This window comes from Rickettsiales bacterium, from assembly GCA_035765535.1.
In the GTDB taxonomy this organism is placed as follows: domain Bacteria; phylum Pseudomonadota; class Alphaproteobacteria; order Rickettsiales; family JABCZZ01; genus JABCZZ01.
Genome location: DASTXE010000003.1, coordinates 279,100 through 297,923 on the forward strand (window position 1 = coordinate 279,100; position 18,824 = coordinate 297,923).

General features: G+C 50.2%; 19 protein-coding genes. 4 read left to right on the forward strand and 15 right to left on the reverse strand.

Going from position 1 to position 18,824, the window contains the following annotated elements; translation table 11 throughout:
• From VFT64_04340 to VFT64_04350, 3 genes are read right to left on the reverse strand one after another with little or no spacing between them, the layout of a single operon-like run.
• On the reverse strand, nt 1–2,460 hold the full coding sequence (locus VFT64_04340) for an ATP-binding protein (GenBank protein ID HEU5047054.1): 2,460 nt from the start codon (nt 2,458–2,460) through the stop codon (nt 1–3).
• Complete coding sequence (locus VFT64_04345; protein HEU5047055.1) at nt 2,457–2,639, reverse strand: hypothetical protein; 183 nt, start codon at nt 2,637–2,639, stop codon at nt 2,457–2,459. The genes VFT64_04340 and VFT64_04345 overlap by 4 nt, the downstream gene beginning before the upstream one ends.
• A 13-nt stretch (nt 2,640–2,652) precedes the next feature.
• Complete coding sequence (locus tag VFT64_04350; GenBank protein ID HEU5047056.1) at nt 2,653–3,138, reverse strand: GNAT family N-acetyltransferase; 486 nt, start codon at nt 3,136–3,138, stop codon at nt 2,653–2,655.
• A 115-nt stretch (nt 3,139–3,253) separates the two neighbouring features.
• Here VFT64_04350 and VFT64_04355 point away from each other — a divergent pair, with 115 nt between their 5' ends.
• Together VFT64_04355 and VFT64_04360 are read left to right on the forward strand one after the other, a co-directional pair.
• Nucleotides 3,254–3,430, forward strand: coding sequence for a JAB domain-containing protein (locus VFT64_04355; protein HEU5047057.1), 177 nt, complete (start codon nt 3,254–3,256; stop codon nt 3,428–3,430).
• Nucleotides 3,427–5,088: a glycosyltransferase family 39 protein gene (locus VFT64_04360; protein ID HEU5047058.1), complete on the forward strand. Its 1,662-nt coding sequence runs from the start codon at nt 3,427–3,429 to the stop codon at nt 5,086–5,088. The genes VFT64_04355 and VFT64_04360 overlap by 4 nt, the downstream gene beginning before the upstream one ends.
• A 92-nt stretch (nt 5,089–5,180) precedes the next feature.
• On the opposite strand, the gene VFT64_04365 is transcribed toward VFT64_04360, so the two are convergent.
• The 12 genes from VFT64_04365 to rpmF all read right to left on the reverse strand — a co-directional run bounded on the left by VFT64_04365 (nt 5,181) and on the right by rpmF (nt 16,182).
• Nucleotides 5,181–6,398 carry an AAA family ATPase gene (locus VFT64_04365; GenBank protein HEU5047059.1) on the reverse strand — a complete coding sequence of 406 codons (1,218 nt, stop codon included), beginning with the start codon at nt 6,396–6,398 and terminating at the stop codon, nt 5,181–5,183.
• Nucleotides 6,399–6,497: 99 nt separating this feature from the next.
• Nucleotides 6,498–7,106, reverse strand: a complete 609-nt coding sequence (locus VFT64_04370; GenBank protein ID HEU5047060.1) for a hypothetical protein — start codon at nt 7,104–7,106, stop codon at nt 6,498–6,500.
• A 48-nt stretch (nt 7,107–7,154) separates the two neighbouring features.
• Nucleotides 7,155–8,741: a type II and III secretion system protein family protein gene (locus tag VFT64_04375; GenBank protein ID HEU5047061.1), complete on the reverse strand. Its 1,587-nt coding sequence runs from the start codon at nt 8,739–8,741 to the stop codon at nt 7,155–7,157.
• Entirely contained in the window at nt 8,738–9,622 is an 885-nt protein-coding gene (cpaB, locus tag VFT64_04380; protein ID HEU5047062.1) for a Flp pilus assembly protein CpaB, read from the reverse strand. Before cpaB ends, VFT64_04375 begins: the two co-directional genes overlap by 4 nt.
• A 133-nt stretch (nt 9,623–9,755) precedes the next feature.
• Nucleotides 9,756–10,256 (reverse strand): prepilin peptidase, encoded by a 501-nt coding sequence (locus tag VFT64_04385; GenBank protein HEU5047063.1) that lies wholly within the window; start codon nt 10,254–10,256, stop codon nt 9,756–9,758.
• Nucleotides 10,257–10,423: 167 nt separating this feature from the next.
• On the reverse strand, nt 10,424–10,903 hold the full coding sequence (locus tag VFT64_04390) for a polymer-forming cytoskeletal protein (GenBank protein ID HEU5047064.1): 480 nt from the start codon (nt 10,901–10,903) through the stop codon (nt 10,424–10,426).
• Nucleotides 10,887–12,131 carry a M23 family metallopeptidase gene (locus tag VFT64_04395; GenBank protein ID HEU5047065.1) on the reverse strand — a complete coding sequence of 415 codons (1,245 nt, stop codon included), beginning with the start codon at nt 12,129–12,131 and terminating at the stop codon, nt 10,887–10,889. Before VFT64_04395 ends, VFT64_04390 begins: the two co-directional genes overlap by 17 nt.
• 63 nt (nt 12,132–12,194) lie before the next feature.
• Nucleotides 12,195–13,505 carry an RsmB/NOP family class I SAM-dependent RNA methyltransferase gene (locus VFT64_04400; protein HEU5047066.1) on the reverse strand — a complete coding sequence of 437 codons (1,311 nt, stop codon included), beginning with the start codon at nt 13,503–13,505 and terminating at the stop codon, nt 12,195–12,197.
• Nucleotides 13,506–13,637: 132 nt separating this feature from the next.
• Nucleotides 13,638–13,946: an integration host factor subunit alpha gene (locus tag VFT64_04405; protein ID HEU5047067.1), complete on the reverse strand. Its 309-nt coding sequence runs from the start codon at nt 13,944–13,946 to the stop codon at nt 13,638–13,640.
• Between the two features lie 44 nt (nt 13,947–13,990).
• Nucleotides 13,991–14,953 carry a beta-ketoacyl-ACP synthase III gene (locus VFT64_04410; protein ID HEU5047068.1) on the reverse strand — a complete coding sequence of 321 codons (963 nt, stop codon included), beginning with the start codon at nt 14,951–14,953 and terminating at the stop codon, nt 13,991–13,993.
• On the reverse strand, nt 14,950–15,975 hold the full coding sequence (gene plsX, locus VFT64_04415; protein HEU5047069.1) for a phosphate acyltransferase PlsX: 1,026 nt from the start codon (nt 15,973–15,975) through the stop codon (nt 14,950–14,952). Before plsX ends, VFT64_04410 begins: the two co-directional genes overlap by 4 nt.
• 24 nt (nt 15,976–15,999) lie before the next feature.
• A complete protein-coding gene (rpmF, locus tag VFT64_04420; protein ID HEU5047070.1) occupies nt 16,000–16,182 on the reverse strand; it encodes a 50S ribosomal protein L32 in 183 nt (60 codons plus the stop codon).
• 304 nt (nt 16,183–16,486) lie between these two features.
• Here rpmF and mreD point away from each other — a divergent pair, with 304 nt between their 5' ends.
• Together mreD and mrdA are read left to right on the forward strand one after the other, a co-directional pair.
• On the forward strand, nt 16,487–16,927 hold the full coding sequence (gene mreD, locus VFT64_04425) for a rod shape-determining protein MreD (protein HEU5047071.1): 441 nt from the start codon (nt 16,487–16,489) through the stop codon (nt 16,925–16,927).
• Complete coding sequence (mrdA, locus tag VFT64_04430; GenBank protein ID HEU5047072.1) at nt 16,924–18,780, forward strand: penicillin-binding protein 2; 1,857 nt, start codon at nt 16,924–16,926, stop codon at nt 18,778–18,780. The genes mreD and mrdA overlap by 4 nt, the downstream gene beginning before the upstream one ends.
• The last annotated feature ends 44 nt before the right edge of the window (nt 18,781–18,824 follow it).

The following is an 18,824-nucleotide window of genomic DNA, read 5'->3' on the forward strand; positions in this document are numbered from 1 at the left end:
TTATTGAGGTTTAGTAACTAAGTTAATGCTTGCCTCGTTACAACTGCATTTCAGGGCCTCTTTCTTGCCGCGTTCCGGCAGCACACGTAGCACCTCGCTGCATTTAACGCACTCAAACACTTGTAGTAATGCTTTGAACGCCTCTACTACAGGAATAAAATCATTCTTACTAAAATTAGCCCATTCGTTGTAGTGAATGGCCGTGTTTACCTGCCATTGCTCCGCCTCGGATTTCTTCGCCGATGCCTCCAGTTTTGCCTGAAGTGCTTCGATCTGTGCTACTTTATCTTGCTGTCCCCACGATTCCGCAGCCTTTCGACCTTCTTTAAGTAGTTCGCGGAAACGCTTGATTGCTGGTGGTAATAAATCCCCCAGCGTGAATTGGGCATCGCCCCGGAACTGAACAGGCGCGCGCAGGCGGTGGCAGGCTTCTTTGGAGAAATATTCAAGGAAATTCCGCAGCAGACTTGCCGCCTGTTTAATTTCGTTCTTACTAAGGTGATCACTTATTTCCTTCCAGATGTCCCGATCATTCCATTCAGTCGGTCCTGTATCAACGTTCCAGGTACGAAAATGAACGAATTTATTGTTCTTGACCATTCCTGCTGTTTTCATGTGTTTCAGCCAAATGTCATCATGTGTGGTCAGTATGAATTGCGTATTCGGGAATTTCTGTTTTAGAAGCGTACAAACTTCGCGCCGATGTCCGGAATCCACTGACATCAGTACGTCATCCAATACAGCGAATGTAAAATTATTACCTAGCAGATGTTCCATGAGCGCAAGATAGAGACACAGGCCCATGCCATCTTGATGGCCTTCGCTATGATAAGCTCCCGGTGGGAAAAAACCGCGTCCATAAAAATCTACGTCAAAACCAAGTTTGCCCATTGACGGTGTGAGCTTCGCTTCAAAAGCGCTTTCATCATCATTGTTAATAATACGATAAAAATTACGGAAGGTATGTTCGACGTTTTGATAAATTTTTTCCAACTCCGTATTCATTACATCAACATATTTATCAAGAACCTGCTTGGCGGTAGTAGTGCGTTTGTTACCCGCCTCCAGTTGAAGAGAGGTCTTGCGGTAGGCATCCAGCTTTTCTTGTCCGACAATCAGATAATCGCGTGCGGCATCCTGTTGTGAAGGTTCCGGTATTATTTCGACTGCATTTTTAATAGCGGCCAGTATGATCTTCGCGGCGTCCGGCACTATTAAGTCGGACTGGAGAGCGTCGAGAGTCTTTTGCAGAGGCAGAAAAGCACGCAATTGTCGGGTATTTTCTAAAAGCATGACTTCATATGATTTGAGCGGCTGCACATCGACTGGCTCCGTAAACAGCGGACCGTATTTCGATACGGCTACCATAGCGGAACGCAAGCCATCGATCTTTGCAGTAATCGGCTCAAGTGCTTTTTCTAATTCCCCTCTCTTTTTCTTGATTGAGGCCAAGTGTGCCAGCTTACCATTGAGAAGATTACGAAATTCTTTTGGCTCCCACTCCGTATCGCAAACAGGGCAACTGCTTTCATCGAAAAGGTTTAGGGCCGTTCTGAACAGGCTTTCTCTGGACAGGCTTTCCAAGGTGGCGGCATTAGCATTTAATTCCACTACCTGATCCAGAACTGATTTCCGAGATGTCTGAAATTCCGGTGCGGCGATTGCATTGAGAGCCGCATTCAAATTTTTGATGTCCTCCAACGCCTGCGGTTTCGATATCTTAGAGGCTGCGCCGACACCGCCCATCGTAGCAAGACCGTCTTTAATTGATGTATTTGCCTCCAATTTCTGAATTTCCGGCAGAGACAACAAGGTACGACGCTTGTTGATTTCACTTAGTATCTCAGCGGTTGAGAGCTGGGCAACTCCCAGTGCCTGCACAAGTTCATTCCGTGCGATGTTTTTATTGCTATCGAGCGGTTTTATCTCTTTTTCACAGGCATTCCAGATTTTCTGAAAGAGAGTACGAAGCGTTTCTAGTTTATCAAGTCGGAGCAAAGCCTGCACTTCCTTGGAGCGGTCCCCCGGCTTAGAAATGACGTACCGGATGAGTTCCCTTCGAGACAACACGAATTCTGGATGCTCCTCTATATGCGAGAGGACAGCTTTCACATCATCATCATTTGGTGTGATCTTGGGTTTGGTGACGTTCTTGATAGTGCGCTGAACGGTGGCCTGTTTGCCGCTAGAGACAATGGTGAAAGCCACTTCAACATAAGCTTGATCCGGTTTCTCTCGACTGTCTACATGTGGGCCGTGTTTAGTTACCGATAGATCCCCAGTACCTTCCCCTGAAAGCCGCGAAATATTCCCTGTGAAGGCGAATTCTACGGCATCGACGATTCCGCTCTTGCCCGTCCCATTCGGCCCGCAGACGGCAAAGTTATCTCCTTTCAGATCGAAGGAGAAATTACGGATACCTCGGAACTCGTTGATAATGACTTTCTGAATACGGATCACGATATTTCCTCATCAAAAAGAGCGGCACGTATCAATGCTTCGGTCGGCTTCTGGTCCAGTATCGCTTCTTCAAGCTTACCGGCAACCTTTTCAAATCCAGTCGTTCCAGCAATCTCGTCGAGAAAGGTTTTGATAATCTTATAGCAGACTGTTCCTGGCTCTATATTGCTATCAACCATTTTATTCCTCAGATTAGCTTATATCGATTTTTCGGATGTACTGAAACGCAGGCAATTTTGATATGTGGTCTGTTACAGCAGTGGGTGTAGCTGAGATGACTTGTTCAGCTACACGCTGAGAGGGTTTGTTATCTATCCCAATGATTGCTTCCACATAAAAAGTTGAGATTCCGTTTTGTTTAGCTTCATATCGCATTTCTGATATGGCAGCCTCGACAACTTCCTTGGCGCGGCCTTCGTTGCGGTATGCTTCAGGAACAGCATAACCAATATTGAAGCATGGCGCTCCTCCAATAGGCTCACACCTTGCGAAGATAACAATTGCGGTTACGGTTCTATCTTTTAGTCTTACGTAAGTAAGCCTGATTTCTCCATTTGGTTCGTCCCAATGGATATAAAGGTCTGGGACAACAACCCCGCGTTTCAGGGCTACAGTGCCGCGTAGAAGCTCTTCCTGGAAGGATCGTAGTGCAATTGAAGGATCAGTCAGGTTTGCCAAAGCCTCTCTCCTATGCCATAATGTGTGCCAATCACTGGTTGTGCAGTGTTTCATTGAAGGAATATAACGATTAAATAGGAAGTGTCACCTAAAAATAATAGGTAATAACGAACTTATGCAGATTGAACTTACCCACTTCCATCCTAGCGGCGATCCGGCTCCAAGCCGCGAGGATATCGAGATCACCAAACAGGTGGCAGCCGCTGCAGCAGCGCTTGGTATAAACGTGCACGACCATTTGATCATTGCTGGAAATAAATATTATTCTTTCCGCAGTAACGGAATCTTATGAATACGTCATCCTTTAAGCCATTTTCCACATTTTTTATTCTGGCATGGCTTGGTCTTCTAATAATCATCGCACTCTTTATTCGCGTTTATGGCGTAGGTAACTATTACTATAGCCAGGACGAATTATATTTTATCGGAATTTCGCAGGGGAAGTCGCTAACAGAAGTTTTGCATTACTCCCTTCATGAAACCCACCCCCCTTTAGGAAACATACTGCGCCATTATTGGATGAGGATTTCCGACGACATCGGTTTCGTGCGCAGTCTTTCATTGATATTTGGAATACTGCTTATACCTCTGTATTACCGAATTGGGACTTTGCTTAAAGATCAGATGACTGGCTTATGTGCGGCCACATTGATTGCATTTAGCTTTGGCTGCATTATTCAATCTTACACCGCCCGTAATTACAGTTTACTTTTATTGCTTCTCTCACTTTGTTTTTATTTTTTTTGTAAGTGGCGGATAAGCTATTCATACAAGAATCTCTTTTTATACACTCTTTTTGCACTGCTAAGTTGTTGCACGCATTTTTTAGCCATATGCGCTGTCTTTTCAATAGCCGCATATGAAACTCTTGCCCTTTGGTATGGGAAGCAAAGGAACAGGACTCTCATTCATTGGATAACGCTGAATATTGTTATAGCCATTATCTTTCTTTATATGCTCAGCTTCTGGCGACCGGCCTTTCAAGGAGCGATATATTTTGTCCATTTTGATCCTGACTGGCGCATTAGCTTTCTAAAGGCACTGATATATCCGCTTTCGTTATCGCATTACGTGTTTCCACATTTTAGCACTCCGTTATTGCTGGCAGGGCTTTTTTGTATCAACGGGCAGCGGTATCAGACATTACGGATGCTGCTCCAGTTAACAGGAATCGCATTAATGGTGCCTGTATGTTTGATCCTGACGGATCATTATCCCTTTGTAGTGACCCGGTATGACTTATGGGTTATACCGTTCGTCGTGCCACTTGCGGCGTTAATTTTCTCTGATTTCATCCATTTGTTAGCTGAGATATTAGAGAATAAAACCCGGTTCTCCTGGATGCCTGTCCTTACCGTCTTTATAATGCTTGCCGGCATAATGACATATGACAGCAAACACCGTTTTTCAGAAATAACAGAATACGAGATAACATTGCAGAACATGGCAATCTTCGAAGAAAAGCTGAAATCATTAAATAGCGACTATGTCCTGGTGGGGGGAAGGGACGACATATCACGAATAATGAACATCCACCCTTACGAGGGGAAAGGCGCTTTTATAGAAAATGCGGCTCCTGTGAAAGCACCCTATGCCCATACAGGAGGTATTGTTGTTAACCCGTATTATCGGCGATTTAAAACCTGGGATATGCTAAGCTATACGATAAGCGAGGCACAACAAAGCCATCTTATGGACGGTAGTGATCAACTGGTGTTTATATTTGCCTATCCGACAAATCCGATCTTCGATCTGATAGGCTGTGCTCAGCTCAAGAAACAACTTATTTCCTTTCCCTTCTACCCTTATCTCGAGAATAATATTTCCCTGGATGGCATTGGTATTCCGGCAGCTATGCTCATTATTCCCAAGAAAGATCTGCTTGAAAAGGTTATTGCACCTGGAGGGACGCTCCATGGCTGTATAGATCGCTCTAAACTTAATATTTAGATTATTTTCCGTCGAAGTACTTGCATAACCATCTTCCTTCACAAAGCAGGCACAGCTATCGCCTTGCAAACATATAAGGAAGAAAACAGGCCTTATTTCTTACCCATGATTCCGGCGAGGCGTGATTTAACGCTTCCGCTGGCGGCAGGTTCCGCCGTTGCGCTTTGTTGCGGCTGATTGGACTCGCCACCTAATAATCCCGCAAAACGCTTGAACTGACGGCTCAAATCCGAGGCACCGCCTTCCAGAATCGTACGTCCGTTATTTTCTGCAGCGATGACGCTTTTTGTGTCGTTATCGAAATGGCATTTGAAGGGAAGGCCGCAGATACGCTCGAAATCGCCGAAACTGACCGCTTCCTTGAACTTTGCCCCGCTGCGATTAGCCACTAAGGATATCTGGCTGTCTTTCATGCCCGCCTTGCGCCATGCGGTCAGCAGGCGCGAAGAGTGAGTAATGGAGCGCAGCCAAAGCTGGGCCACCATGACGGTATGGGAGGATTGCGTTAACGCAGCATGCGTGAGGTTATTCCAGATATGCGGCAGGTCTAGCAGCACGAAGTCATAATCGCTGCTTAAAGTGGAAATCAGGCTGGAAATCAGCTCCTCCGGTACATCCGGAATATGGTGCAACTGGTTCGGTGCAGCGATAATCTTCAGCTTACTGTTTTTATAGGCCAGAATCATATGCTCGATGAGCGTGGAGTCGATCCCGCGCGCCGGATTATCAAACAGTTCCTTGATGCCGAATTGCGTGGCCAGATCGAGGTTCTTGGCAATCATGCCGAACTGGTAATCCATATCCACCAGCACGACCGACTTGTTATATTCTGTGGCTAGCGCATAGGCCGTATTGAGGGCGATGGTGCTCGCACCGTCTCCGGAGGCAGCGCTCATGAAGGAAATAACCTGCCCTTTCGCTCCGCTCTTGGCAGGCTGGCGGAAGTAGAGGATGGTTCTGACTTCGGAAGGATTGGCGGGTTTAGTAAAATACTCACTGACGCCGCGGGATTTCAATTCGCGGTAGAAGCTGACGTCATTCACAGTGCCTAACACGACTACACGCGTTCCGACTTCGCAATATTCCGCAATAGTGTCGATTTCGGGTAGCACGTCATGGGAACGTTCTCCGACATCAATCAGCAGGTAATCAGGTGAAAAAGGGCGCTTGGTAAACTCTTCTATGGCATCTATCGGTGTGCCGATAACCAAATGCGGTGCGATCCCGTCTCCCCGGTCGGCAATCTGGCATGCAAATTCCGTGTCTGCTTCGTGCAGCACAATCAACATGACCTGGCTTTGCGTATTCATAGAGAAAAACTTCCTTCAGCCTTTATATTAGTTTTCAACAGCTTCCAAGCACGCGTAAAATAACATTTGCGACGGAGAATGTCACCATAAAATAGTAGGTTACCTGCTGCTGCCAGCGTTGGTAGTAAGCAGCTGCGTGCTTTGCTCTGTTGAAGCATTATTAGTTGCCGTATAGTTAGGCATTTCGTATCCAGACATCACCTGCAGCGGTTTTATGGCATCTGCCGTCCCCGTCATTGCTGGGCTAAGAATCTGACGCTTGTCGGTTATCATCTGCACCATGTTGGAAGCCGTGGAACATCCGAAAGTAGGGGAATTCATGCTGTTGAGATCGGCTGTATTATCGATATAGCGGTTCTGACAATTGCGTACTTTCATGGATTCATAATACAGCGAAACTTTGCTATGCAGTGAATCTGTATATTCCACCGGTACATCAAACTGCGTCAGTACGTGTTTTGCTTCCCGGCACAGTGGCGAAGATTTCTCACAGCTGAGCTTGGCGTGATTCGGTTGCTCTTTGCTGATAACCTCAGTCATCTGCTGAATGGATGCCGGAGACTTAATATCCAGATTGACAGCCTTGGTGGCAAGATCCAGCAGGCTTTCAGGCTCGCCACGGTTGAAGTATGCTTCCTGTGGGGCAGGCGTACATGCAAAAAGCAACGTGCCAGGCACCAGAATCATATATGCAATCTTTTTCATCATCTTTGCACCTTGCTCACACGACTTGAGAATTTAAACCAATACTAACTATTAATCCGTAATGAAACCGACCGGGCCTTCGAGGCTCGGAGTCTGATCCTGCTTGTATTCTTCGCCGGACATGGCGCCGAGAGAGCCGTAAAAAAACTGTTCCATAACGCTGGCCGGGCGGAAATCATCCGTAGGAAGGCGCACATCGCTATTCTTCATCGGGTCAACAATATACGGTGTAACCGCGATGACCAGCTCTGTTTCGTGGCGTTGATAGGCTGTGCTGCGAAGCAGTGCACCCAGTACCGGAATAGAGGAAGCACCTGGAATCTGGTTGATGTTGGAGTTGAGACGGTCGCTCATGAGACCGGCGATCATGAAGCTCTCACCCGGGGCCAGCTCTACAGTCGTTTTTGCGCGACGGGTTACCAGGGCAGGGGCGACATTGGTGATCGACAGCGAAGACTGGTCGATTTCGGAAACTTCTGGCTGCACTGAAATACGGACACGATCATCGGTCAATACATACGGTACGAACTGCACGGCAACACCGTAAGACTGGAACTGCACTGTATTGATGGCGCCTGCCGTTCCGCCTACCTGCGGAACGATGATCGGGAATTCGCCACCGGCAAGAAATTCGGCTTTTTCACCGGACATGGCCACAAGGTCAGGCTCGGCCAGAATCTTGAGCAAGCCGTCTGTTTCCAGTGCTTCAATGGCAGCACTTAATGCAAAACCACCGCTGGTGAGTGTTCCCATCAGGAAGCCGGCATCGTTAGAGTTGTGATACAGACCGCCCACACCGAGCGCAGACGTGGTTGTGGAGCCGCTGCTGTTAGTGAGGCTGCCATCGAAAATGTTAAGCTTGTTCTGGGTGGCACCAATGATGCGCCCATTATCAGCAAGATGACTAAGGCTGATGCCGAGATTCTTAAGAGCATCGCGCTGAACTTCACCGACGCGGACGCGTAACATGACCTGCTGGCCGGAGGTAACCTTAAGCAGGTTCAACACTGTTGGAGTATCGCCGGTCCAATATTGGTTGAGACCGTTATTCACGTTTTGACTGACCGGACGTGATGCCGCTGCGCCGGATTGTGTGGCAGCGGTAGTGGTGCCACCGCTGAAGGTATTAGCGCCCCCATTAACGGCCTGGTAGACGAACTGGCCGACAATACGCATGGCTTTATCGACCACAGTGGCGTCGCTTACTTCACCGGTCAGGGCGATATTGGTGTTCACGAGATCGACGTGAATATGCTCATGCGGCAGGAAGAAATGAAGCGCCCGTCGTATGGCAGGCAAATCATATCCCACCACTACGTCAAACTGGCGAATGACATGTTTTTGTTTATCGAAGATCTTGGCATTCGTGCGGCCGATCTGGTTGCCGATAATGGCGAGGCGACGCTCGCCGATAACATGCACATCGGCAATGCTGGGGTCGGCAATAAGCACTTCGGAGATATCCGTGGGCACCACCACAAGCTCCGAACGACTGACGGGAACGAACAGACCGCCGACAAGATTGTCCATGGAAGCGGCTTTAGTGATTTGAGGCGCCGCAGTCAATGTCAGTGCACAGACAAAAGCACCAAGCAAACGAAGGCTGCGTGTATGACTCAAGGTACGTGTAAAAATCATGGCGTTGGTATCCCTACAGATTGAGCCTTCACATTGCGCACAACAAGAATGGAGTTATCATCCGGAGCGGGCAGCGACCTTACAGCGGATAGATTGGAAAGTTCGCTCGGAGCAACCGGACCGGATTTAGTCTGCTGGTCTTTCAGCGAACGCAATACCAGTGACAGACGACCGTTGCCGTTTTCTGCAAGGCGAATCTTCTGGGCATCTTCCGGAGCCACTTCAAGAGAAATATCCGTCGGCGGTACCGGGGCATCGCCACCATGGGCGGTGCTTTTCTGGTTAGTGGCCATAACACGGACATCGCCAATCAATATTTCAGTGGTCGGCTGCTTATCAATGGTTTTCTGGGTAATACCTGTGGTGCTGGTGTCATAACGAATCTCGGAAGAGACATCGTGAGTAATCAATACATCGACCCGGTCACCCGGATAGATGAAGCCGCCGCCACCGGAAATAGTATCGACTGCCAGGGTGATCAGGCGCATGCCAGGCATCAAAGACGCAGCGAGGAAGCTCGGATCGTTGGCATTGGCGAGGCGATTCATGATGATCGGCTCACCTTTCTGGAATGGCGTACGGGCAATCATGTTAACAGCTTCGCTCGGCTTGGAGGGGTCAACCAGATTCATATCTGGCAGTACGAGATTCTTGGGCCAGGGGCGCAAGTCAAGCATATCTTGTGTGACAACAGTGCCGATGGGAATATCCTGCTTGGCAGTATACACGTCAACCGTAGGCTCGGTCTGCATCACCGTTTTGGTTTCCACGATCGGCATGGCTTGCTGCGTGGGAGCCGGAGAGTTGGAAGTGAAATGCATCGTAATGAAAAATGCGCCAGCAGAGAGGGCAATAGCAATAAACATTATGATCAAACGCATAAATCCGTAGCCCCAATAATTTGCCAATTAACCGCAAATAGAAAACATATTCTTTAGCTATAGCAGTTATAATAAATATTCAAACTAAAAAATATCATTCCGCGACGATACGCCGCATCGCTAAAGCGTGTGACTATAACGCAATACCGGGAATCTGTCCGCCCCACAAAAGGGCTAGAAAAGAGAGGCCGATAGCGACGCCATAAGGAACCGGTGCGTCAGTTGTAAGAATCTGTGGAATGGAGGCCGCGGGTTTGTTCAGCTTAGAGAAGACATATGCGGTAAAGGGGCGCAGCAGGAGTAACAATACGGAGAGCACACCACCGAAAATAGCGATAAGTGTAAGGAACTGAATGAAGGCGGTTTTGCCGACAAAAATCGCCATCACTGCCATGAGTTTTACGTCACCGCCTCCCATGATTTTCAAGGCGAAAAGAACGAAGCCAGCAAAGAAGGTTGCCAGACCGATGGCAATGGCGATCTTCCAGTCAGGCATGACAGGGGCAATGAACAGCAGCGTTGGGTAGGTTAGCAGAATAATAACAACAAGTAGATTAGGAATGATAAAGCGCGATATATCCGTCATCATCGCCGTGATGACCATGCAGGTAATAAAGACGCTCAGAATCAGCATTGCACTTCTTTCTCATAAAAGGACAAGGGAGGGTAGAATGCGTACCGTGATTCGTCAACAGCTTTGATATGCTGCAGCAGCAACGAAAATAAGCGAAAGGGCGCGCAAAATAAAAGAGCGCGATACTGCCGCATCACGCTCTCTTGAAGGTGGTATGGCTGATCGTTTTATCCGATCAGGCGCAGAGTGCCGGTGCCGAAAGCAGGAGCGGATTCGATCAGGCCGTCATCATCGCTCTCGCTATCGGAGGTTTCCGGCGTATAATCGGATACATCGTGCATGCGTTTGAACTTCGCGTCGATAAATGCACCATCCTCGACTGTCAGCGACTGATGCACGATAACACCCGTCACATGAGCGGAAGAATAGAGATGAACCGCATGTGCACGGATCAGGCCGCGCACTTCACCGTAAATATGCACAGAATTCGCTACGATGTCGCCGGTGATTTTACCATTCTCACGCACGGTTGCCTGTTCAGCGCGCACATTACCCTCCACGGTACCGTCGATATCCACCGTAAGCTCACTTACGATATTGCCCAGAATATGGGTGCCGCTTGATATGACCGAAGGAATAGCCCTTTTGCTTTGTGACGGGGTATTTGCAGCATCGGCTGCACCGGATTTTTTATTCCTGGAAAACATATTCACCTGCGTGTAAAAAGTTGAGGGGATTGATAGGGCGATCGTTAACGCGCACTTCATAATGCAGGTGCGGTCCCGTGCTTCTGCCGGTGCTGCCCTGAATGCCGATAAGCTGGCCCTTCTTGATGTGGTCGCCCGGATGAACAAGGATTTTGCTCAAGTGACCATAACGGGTAACGATGCCGAACTTATGTTCGATATCAATCATATTGCCGTAAGCGGGTTTGCGCTCCGCGTTCACGACCACTCCGTCATTGGAGGAGTAAATTCTGGAACCCGATGGCCCTGCCAGATCCAGGCCCGGATGAAAAGCCCAGCGGTGGTTGAATGGGTCCATACGCTTTCCAAAGGGGCTTGCTTCATGAGCTCCCTGAATAGGCCTGGCAAGCGGCAATGCGCCTACAATGCTGTTAAGCGTAACCAGACGATCCACATCGGCAAGCAAGGATTGTTCTGTGCTATTGAAACTCGTCTCATCATAAGGAATGTAGGGACCACCTTCATTGTCGGCGCCTGTAGCAGTTTTATTCTGTTCCTGCTGTGCGGATTCATCGGGAGTGTAATTAACTTTAAGCGCTGCACCGCGAAGTTTCTTACCATCCGCTTTGCTGTCGGCCTCTGCCATGCGCTCCAGACGGTCTTCACTGAGGCCCGTCATGGAGATGATGTCTTCAAGATAGTTAAGCTTCTTGTCGGTGCGTTCGCGGATCGCGCTGACAAGGTGCAGGTTCTCGTTCTTAACCTCGTTCACGCGCATTTCGAGAAAGGAAATCCTGTCGAGCAATTGGGCAGTGTTTTGCCCGAAAAGGTTGCCGCCGACAATGGAGCCGGATGCAGCATTCAGCTCTGCAGGTTCCGGCAATACATTGCTGTGCTGGCTGATAAGGAATTTGGTATAAGCGTCAAGTTCGGTGCCGTTTTTGTCCAGGCGCACAAGATCGCGCTTCAGCGCATTGACTTCCATGCTGATGCGGCTCTTTTCCATTGTGCTGCTGAAAAGTTTCTTGTCCTTTTCCTTGATGGCCGAGCGCGCGGTGACATAGCTGCCGGTGAGATAGGAGGTGCCGGATACGAAGCCTACAATACCCACTGCCAGCAGAATCTGCATGACGCTGCTGAGAGGGATGTGATCGACTTTATGCTCTGAGATGATGATGACGCTTCGCGAATGGAACACACGTTTGGCAGTTTGTACGAATGCTTTTACAACGCCTGCCTTTTTTTGCATATTCCTCGCCTTTTGTTGCTACGCAGCATTTGGTGCCTAATGCCGCTTTCCACCAAAATCCGTCTACTCCAGGCGCTGTAGCAGGGAAGCAAAAAATCCATCAGTCCCATCTTGGTGCGGTGTTAGTCTGATGATGCCGTCCTCTATCGTCCTGTGAATAATCTTAGAGCATAAATTATTTGCCGTGACAACCCTGAAATTTTTATTCTGTGATAGAAATGTCTCTAACTGGCTCTCATTCTCGGCTTCAAGAAAACTGCATGTAATGTACAGCAGATGACCGCCTTGTTTAACGAGTCGCGATGCGCTTTCGAGAATGCGTTTTTGCACATCGATGAGTTCCTGCAAATCCTGCGGACGGAAGCGCCATTTCAGATCCGGATTCCTGCGCCATGTCCCGCTTCCGCTGCAGGGAGCGTCGACGACAACCGCATCGGCGGTAGCTTTGTGGCGTTTAAGGAAAGGATCGTTCTCGGAAGCGAGTACATGCGTCTGCACATTGTCCACTTTCGCGCGCCGCAAACGCTCCGCCATCTGGCCGAGTCGCTTCTCAGAAGTATCCCATGCGAGAATGCGCCCCTTGTTCTGCATCATGGCTGCAAGCGCAAGTGTTTTGCCCCCAGCCCCCGCACAGAAGTCGATCACTTTCTGGCCCGGCTTTGCATCCAGCATCTGGATGACGAGCTGCGATCCTTCATCCTGCATTTCAAACCATCCGCGCTTGAAATATTCACTGGTGAAAATAGGCGCGCGGGTCTGCATGCGGATGCCAAGAGGAGAAAGGCGGGTGGGCTCGACCTTGAAGCCCTCCTTCCGCAGAGCAATCAGTAAATCGTCGCGCGTGACATGCAGCGTATTGGTGCGTAAATCGACAGGAGCTTCCTGATTCAGGGCAGTGATAGCATCGCGCCATGATTCTCCGAGCGAGGACTGCAATGTGCCCTCCAGCCAGGCGGGATAATTATAGCGCACATGGTGGGGCATATCGCGATGAAGCAGTGCATGCCCGGCAATGGCTTTGGCAAACGCGGCTTCTTTGGGATAAAGCTTGTCGGGAGAGAATCGTTCGCCATTGAAGAGCAGGTGCAGTTCGCCCAGCGATTTCTGCTGAATCAGAAGCAAGGCCGCGATGGAGAGCGCCTGCATGCCTGACAGATTATGCTGTTCGGCATGCCATTCCAGTGCAGCGAAATTGCGAATGACAAGATAACAGAACGCAGCAATGGCGCCGCGATCTTTGGAGCCGATAAAACGCCGTTCTTTGAAATAGCGGCTGATGATAATATCGGAAGGGAGCGGGCGTTCGCTTTTCCATGCCGATTCGCATTGCGTCAATAGCTCGATACTGGCGCTAAGCCGTGCCGCTTCCTGCATCAGATGAGTTCCGTTATTGGAGGTGGATGAGAGAGGAATAAATCACGTAATCCAATGCCGGCCGGCAGCAGCAATTATGCTACCGGCGCGCTTTTCTCTCGCAAGCGGTTTTTACGGCCGAAAGTCAGCAGATTATTTCTGCTCGGACAGCGCTTTGTTAACAGCCTTCTTAACGATATTGGAGGCAGTGAAGGAAAGCACCGTGCGCGGCTTGATCGGAACTTCAACGCCGGTTTTCGGGTTGCGTCCGATACGCTGCTTCTTCCGGTTCATATTGAAGGTGCCGAATGAAGAAAGCTTAACAGCTTCGCCGGCAGCCAGCGCGTCGATAACTTCGTCAATAACAGCATCCACCATAGTGGTTGCTGAGGATAACGGAATGCCTACGGCCTGATATACAGCGGCGCTTAAATCGGCACGGGTCAGGGTTTTGTTGCTCATTGTTCTGCTTCTTTAATAGGTTAATACGTTATAATATTTAACATTTACCAACGGATAATGCAAGCCCCCCATGTAAGTCCGGCGCCAAGTGCAGGAAGAACAAGCATTTGGCCAGGCTTTATTTTGCCCTCTGCAACCGCCTGGCAGGCGGCAAGCGGGATAGAGGCGGCGGAGGTATTGGCATGGATAGAGACGGTAGAGATTAGTTTATCCTCTTGGATATTAAGCTTTTTTGCCACCGACTGCAAAATGCGCACATTCGCCTGATGCGGTATGACCCAGTCAACATCTGAAGCGTTAATCTTCAGGGCGGTCAGACCTTCCTCGACTGCTTCCGACATTTTGGCGACCGCATGGCGGAACACTTCTTTGCCATTCATAGCCACAGTTCCGGCATTCTGGGTGGAAGAAACACCCCCCGTAGAGTGAAGGATACCCTCATAAGCGCCATCGGAATAAATCCTGGCGAACAGGACGCCGCCACTGCCTTCAGGAGCAGGAGAGGCTTCCAGAATAAAAGCTCCGGCGCCATCGCCGAAAAGAATACAGGTGGAACGGTCCTGCCAGTCTACAATGCGTGAGAAGATTTCCGCGCCGATAACGAGCACACGTTTTGCCTGCCCGCTGCGGATGAAGCTATCTGCCGTCATGAGCGCATAGACGAAGCCGGAGCAGGCTGCATTGAGATCGAAAGCCGCTCCGCGCGTCATACCGAGCTGATGCTGTATTTTTGTAGCGGTGGAGGGAAGCGTGCTGTCAGGCGTGGAGGTGGCGACAAGAACAAGATCGATATCGTTTGCGGCAAGCCCGGCTTGTTTGAGTGCGCGCCGCGCTGCTTCCGCTCCCAGATGGGAGGTCATCTCAGTATCTGCTGCAATATGGCGCTGCTTGATGCCCGTGCGCTCCGTGATCCAGGCGTCATTCGTATCAAGCCGCTGCGCCAGTTCGTCATTGGTGACGATGCGCTCGGGAAGATAACTGCCATAGCCTTTGATTACGGAGATCATTTGCTTTCTGCCGGGTTGGAAATTTTTAGCTCTTCAAGAATTTTCGTATTAATATCGCTGGAAACCAGTTCGATGGCGACGCGCAATGCACGGTAATAACCATACCCATCCGCCGAACCGTGGCTTTTAATGGCGACGCCTCCCAGTCCAAGGAACATGGCTCCATTACGGCGGCGCGGATCGAGGGATTTGCGCAGCCGTGCAATTGCGGGACGCGCCAGCAGGTAGCCGAGCTTGGAACGCCAGGAGCTTCTGAACGTGCTGTTGACATAATGGCTAACCATCCGGCCTACGCCTTCGGCAGTCTTTAGTGCTACATTGCCAGTGAATCCGTCCGTTACGACAACGTCGACCGTGCCTTCTGCAATATCATTGCCTTCCACAAAACCATGGAAATCAATGCCGGCATTATTGCGCAGGAGCGTATATGCTTCCTTAATTTCGTCATGTCCTTTCATTTCCTCCGAGCCGACATTCAGCAGGCCGATTTTAGGGGAGGGGCGTGAAAGCATGATACGGGCAAAGGCATCGCCCATAATGGCGAACTGCACGAGTTCGGCGGCATTGCTTTCAATGTTGGCGCCAAGATCGAGCATGACGGCATCGCCCTTAATAGTGGGAACGAGTGCTGCGATTGCAGGGCGGGATATGCCGGGAAGGGTTCTGAAAACCAGCTTGGACATGGCCATCAATGCGCCGGTATTGCCTGCGGAAACAACGCAATGGGCTTTGCCCTCTTTCACTGCATCGATAGCAAGGCGCATGCTGGAGCCTGCACCGCGCCGCAGAGCGACGGACGGTTTTTCATGCGCAGCAATGGAGACTTCCGTATGGACGATCTCGGATGCGCGCTCTACGGCAGGATGCTGTTTGAAAAGCGGTTCGATGGCGGCTTTATTGCCGAAGAAAAGGAAGCGGACATTACTATAGCGCTGCAGAGCGATTTCTACGCCCTGGACGACACAATGGGGGGCATTGTCCCCTCCCATAGCGTCCAGCGCAATAGTAAGTTTTTCCGACAATTCCAACCTCTACTGTAAAGGAGGTTACTTGTTTACCCGGGACTTCGTTACCTGACGGCCATTGTAATTGCCATCCGGCGATACGTGGTGCGGACGCTTGAGTTCGCCCGAAGTTTTGTCTTCAACCACGTTGGTGGGTTTCAGGCTGTTGTGCGAACGGCGCATCCCGCGGGCCGAACGGCTGGTTTTCGCTTTAGGTACTGCCATGACAGTTTCTTTCTCTCAATTTATTTATATACTGACATTATATCTGGAATAACGACAAGGCGCGTACCAATAAGGCAAATTTAAACTTATGTCAATAATTGGGTTGACACAATTGCCGTAAGTAGCAGGAAATGGCGCTTATCTCAAGGAAAAGCGACAGATGCAATAGAGACTTGCCGGTATGTTAAATGACTGCTAATCAAGGAGTTATGATGGAGGATTCAGTCAAGTGGTAACGCCTTCTTTTCGGCAGTCTTCGGAGCATTGGGCGGCAAGAGTTGCCCCGGCGGCAGTTACATTTTTAATGCTGCTGGTGGGAAGCGCTTTGGAACGTATTCCGGGCGGTGAACGGGTTATGCCGCTGTTCTGTATGATAAATATCTATTACTGGTGCATGGTTGCGCCGGGTTCCCTACCGTATTTATTCCTTTTTTTCTTAGGCATTGCGCAGGATACGCTGGCCGGAACGCCGCTGGGCCTGTCTTCATTCATGGATATCGTGCTGGCCTGGGTGGTCATAAATCGTTTCCATACGATGGGAAACGTCTCGTTTGCCTCCGTCTGGCTCAGGTTTATGATCGTGGCGGCGCTATTGCTTGCCATGGGGTGGTGCATCATGTCGCTCTATTATAGCAGGTTATTGCCAATTATGTTTCCGTTACTGAAATGGGGAAGCTCATGTCTTGCTTATCCGGTTATCCATTTCCTGCTTGCCAGGCTCGACGATAAGATCGGAAATTCATGAGCAATATCACAGACCATAAGAAAATGCTGACCCGCCGGGCCTTCGTGTTCGGTGCGGCTAATCTGTCCGCTATCAGCGTAGTGCTCGGGCGGTTATATTACCTGCAGTTCGTGCGCGCTGCGGAATATAAGACCCTGGCGGAAGGCAACCGCATAAAGTTGCAGCTTATCGCGCCCATCCGCGGTCTGCTATTGGACCGCAGCGGCGTGCCCTTTGCTGTGAACAAAAAGAACTTCCGTCTGTTTCTGGACACGGAAGCCAACATCAACCGCAAGCAGACATTGCACAATCTTGCCGGACTGCTGGATATCAGTCAGGACAAAATCGACCAGGTGCTTACCCAGGCTAAGTCATCCCGCTATGCGCCGCCCGTGCTGATCAAGGAACATTTGTCGCAGGATGAGCTCGCACAGTTTGAATTCTTCAAGCTGAACTATCCCGGAATATTTCTGGATATCGGCCAGGTGCGATACTATCCTTTCAATGAAAGCGCGTCCCACCTGATCGGGTATGTCGGCGCGATCGCCAAAGACGAAACCAGCGAGGAGGATGAAAACGCGCTGGAATATCTCCCGGATTTCAAGGTTGGCAAGAATGGCGTGGAGAAAATGCTGGAGAGTGACTTGCGAGGTTCCGCAGGCGTCAAGCAGACCGAAGTGAACGTGCACGGTGTGGCAGTGCGTGAGTTGAGCCGCAAGGAAGGCAAGCCCGGTAAGAATACGAAACTCACTGTCGACAGCCGCCTGCAGGAATATGCTGCGGCGCGGATGGCGGGGCAGAGCGCCGCTGCTGTAGTGATGGACGTGCATAATGGAAACGTCCTGGCATTGGCTTCCGTTCCGGGATACGATCCCAACAGTTTCAGCCACGGCATTACCAACAGCTATTGGGGTGAGCTGCGCGCGAATCCACGGAATCCTTTGCTGAATAAAGCAATCTCCGGACAATATCCGCCGGGTTCGACCTTCAAGGCGAGCATGGGCCTTGCAGCGCTTGAAGCCAAAGTGGTTGATCAGGAAAGTGTCGTGTACTGCAATGGCAGTTTCATGCTGGGCAATCACCGTTTTACCTGCTGGAAACCGGCCGGACACGGACCGATGAATCTGCATGGCGCACTGAAAAATTCTTGTGACGTTTATTTTTACACGATGGCGCAGCGCCTCGGCATCGACAAGATCGCTGCTATGGCTCGCAGGCTTGGGCTCGGCAAGACGACCGGAATCGGTCTCAGCGGAGAAAAACCAGGCATCGTGCCGGATAATAACTGGAAAGAAGCGCGCTACGGCCAGGCATGGCAGGGGGGCGATACGATCAACGTCGGCATCGGGCAGGGCTATGTCATTGCCACGCCGCTGCAGCTGGCGACGATGACGGCGCGTATTGCTAATGGCGGGTTTGCCGTAAGCCCGCGCCTGATCGTACCGGAGACGGAGCCGGAAATTAAGCCGCTCGGGATTGCGGAAGACTATATCGCTGCGGTATGCGACGGCATGAATGCCGTAGTGAATGAACAGGGCGGAACGGCCTATGCGCACCGTATCAAGGATGAACGCTTCCTAATGGCAGGCAAGACCGGAACGTCGCAGGTGAGGAAACTCATCCGGCACGGCATGGACCAGAACAAACTTCCATGGGAAGACCGCCACCACGCATGGTTTATCGGTTTTGCGCCCGTGCATGCGCCAAAATATGCAGCGGCTGTGATTGTGGAGCATGGCGGCGGCGGTGCGTCTGCGGCAGCGCCGGTGGTGAGCGATCTGCTGCTGAAAATCCAATCGCTTGATGCAGGCGAGCAGGGGCCGCCCATGCCGGAGCCGCCCAAGGACGATAATGACGACGACACGACGGACTGATCGAATAAATCCCCAATTGTCATCATACTGTAACAGCTTCATGC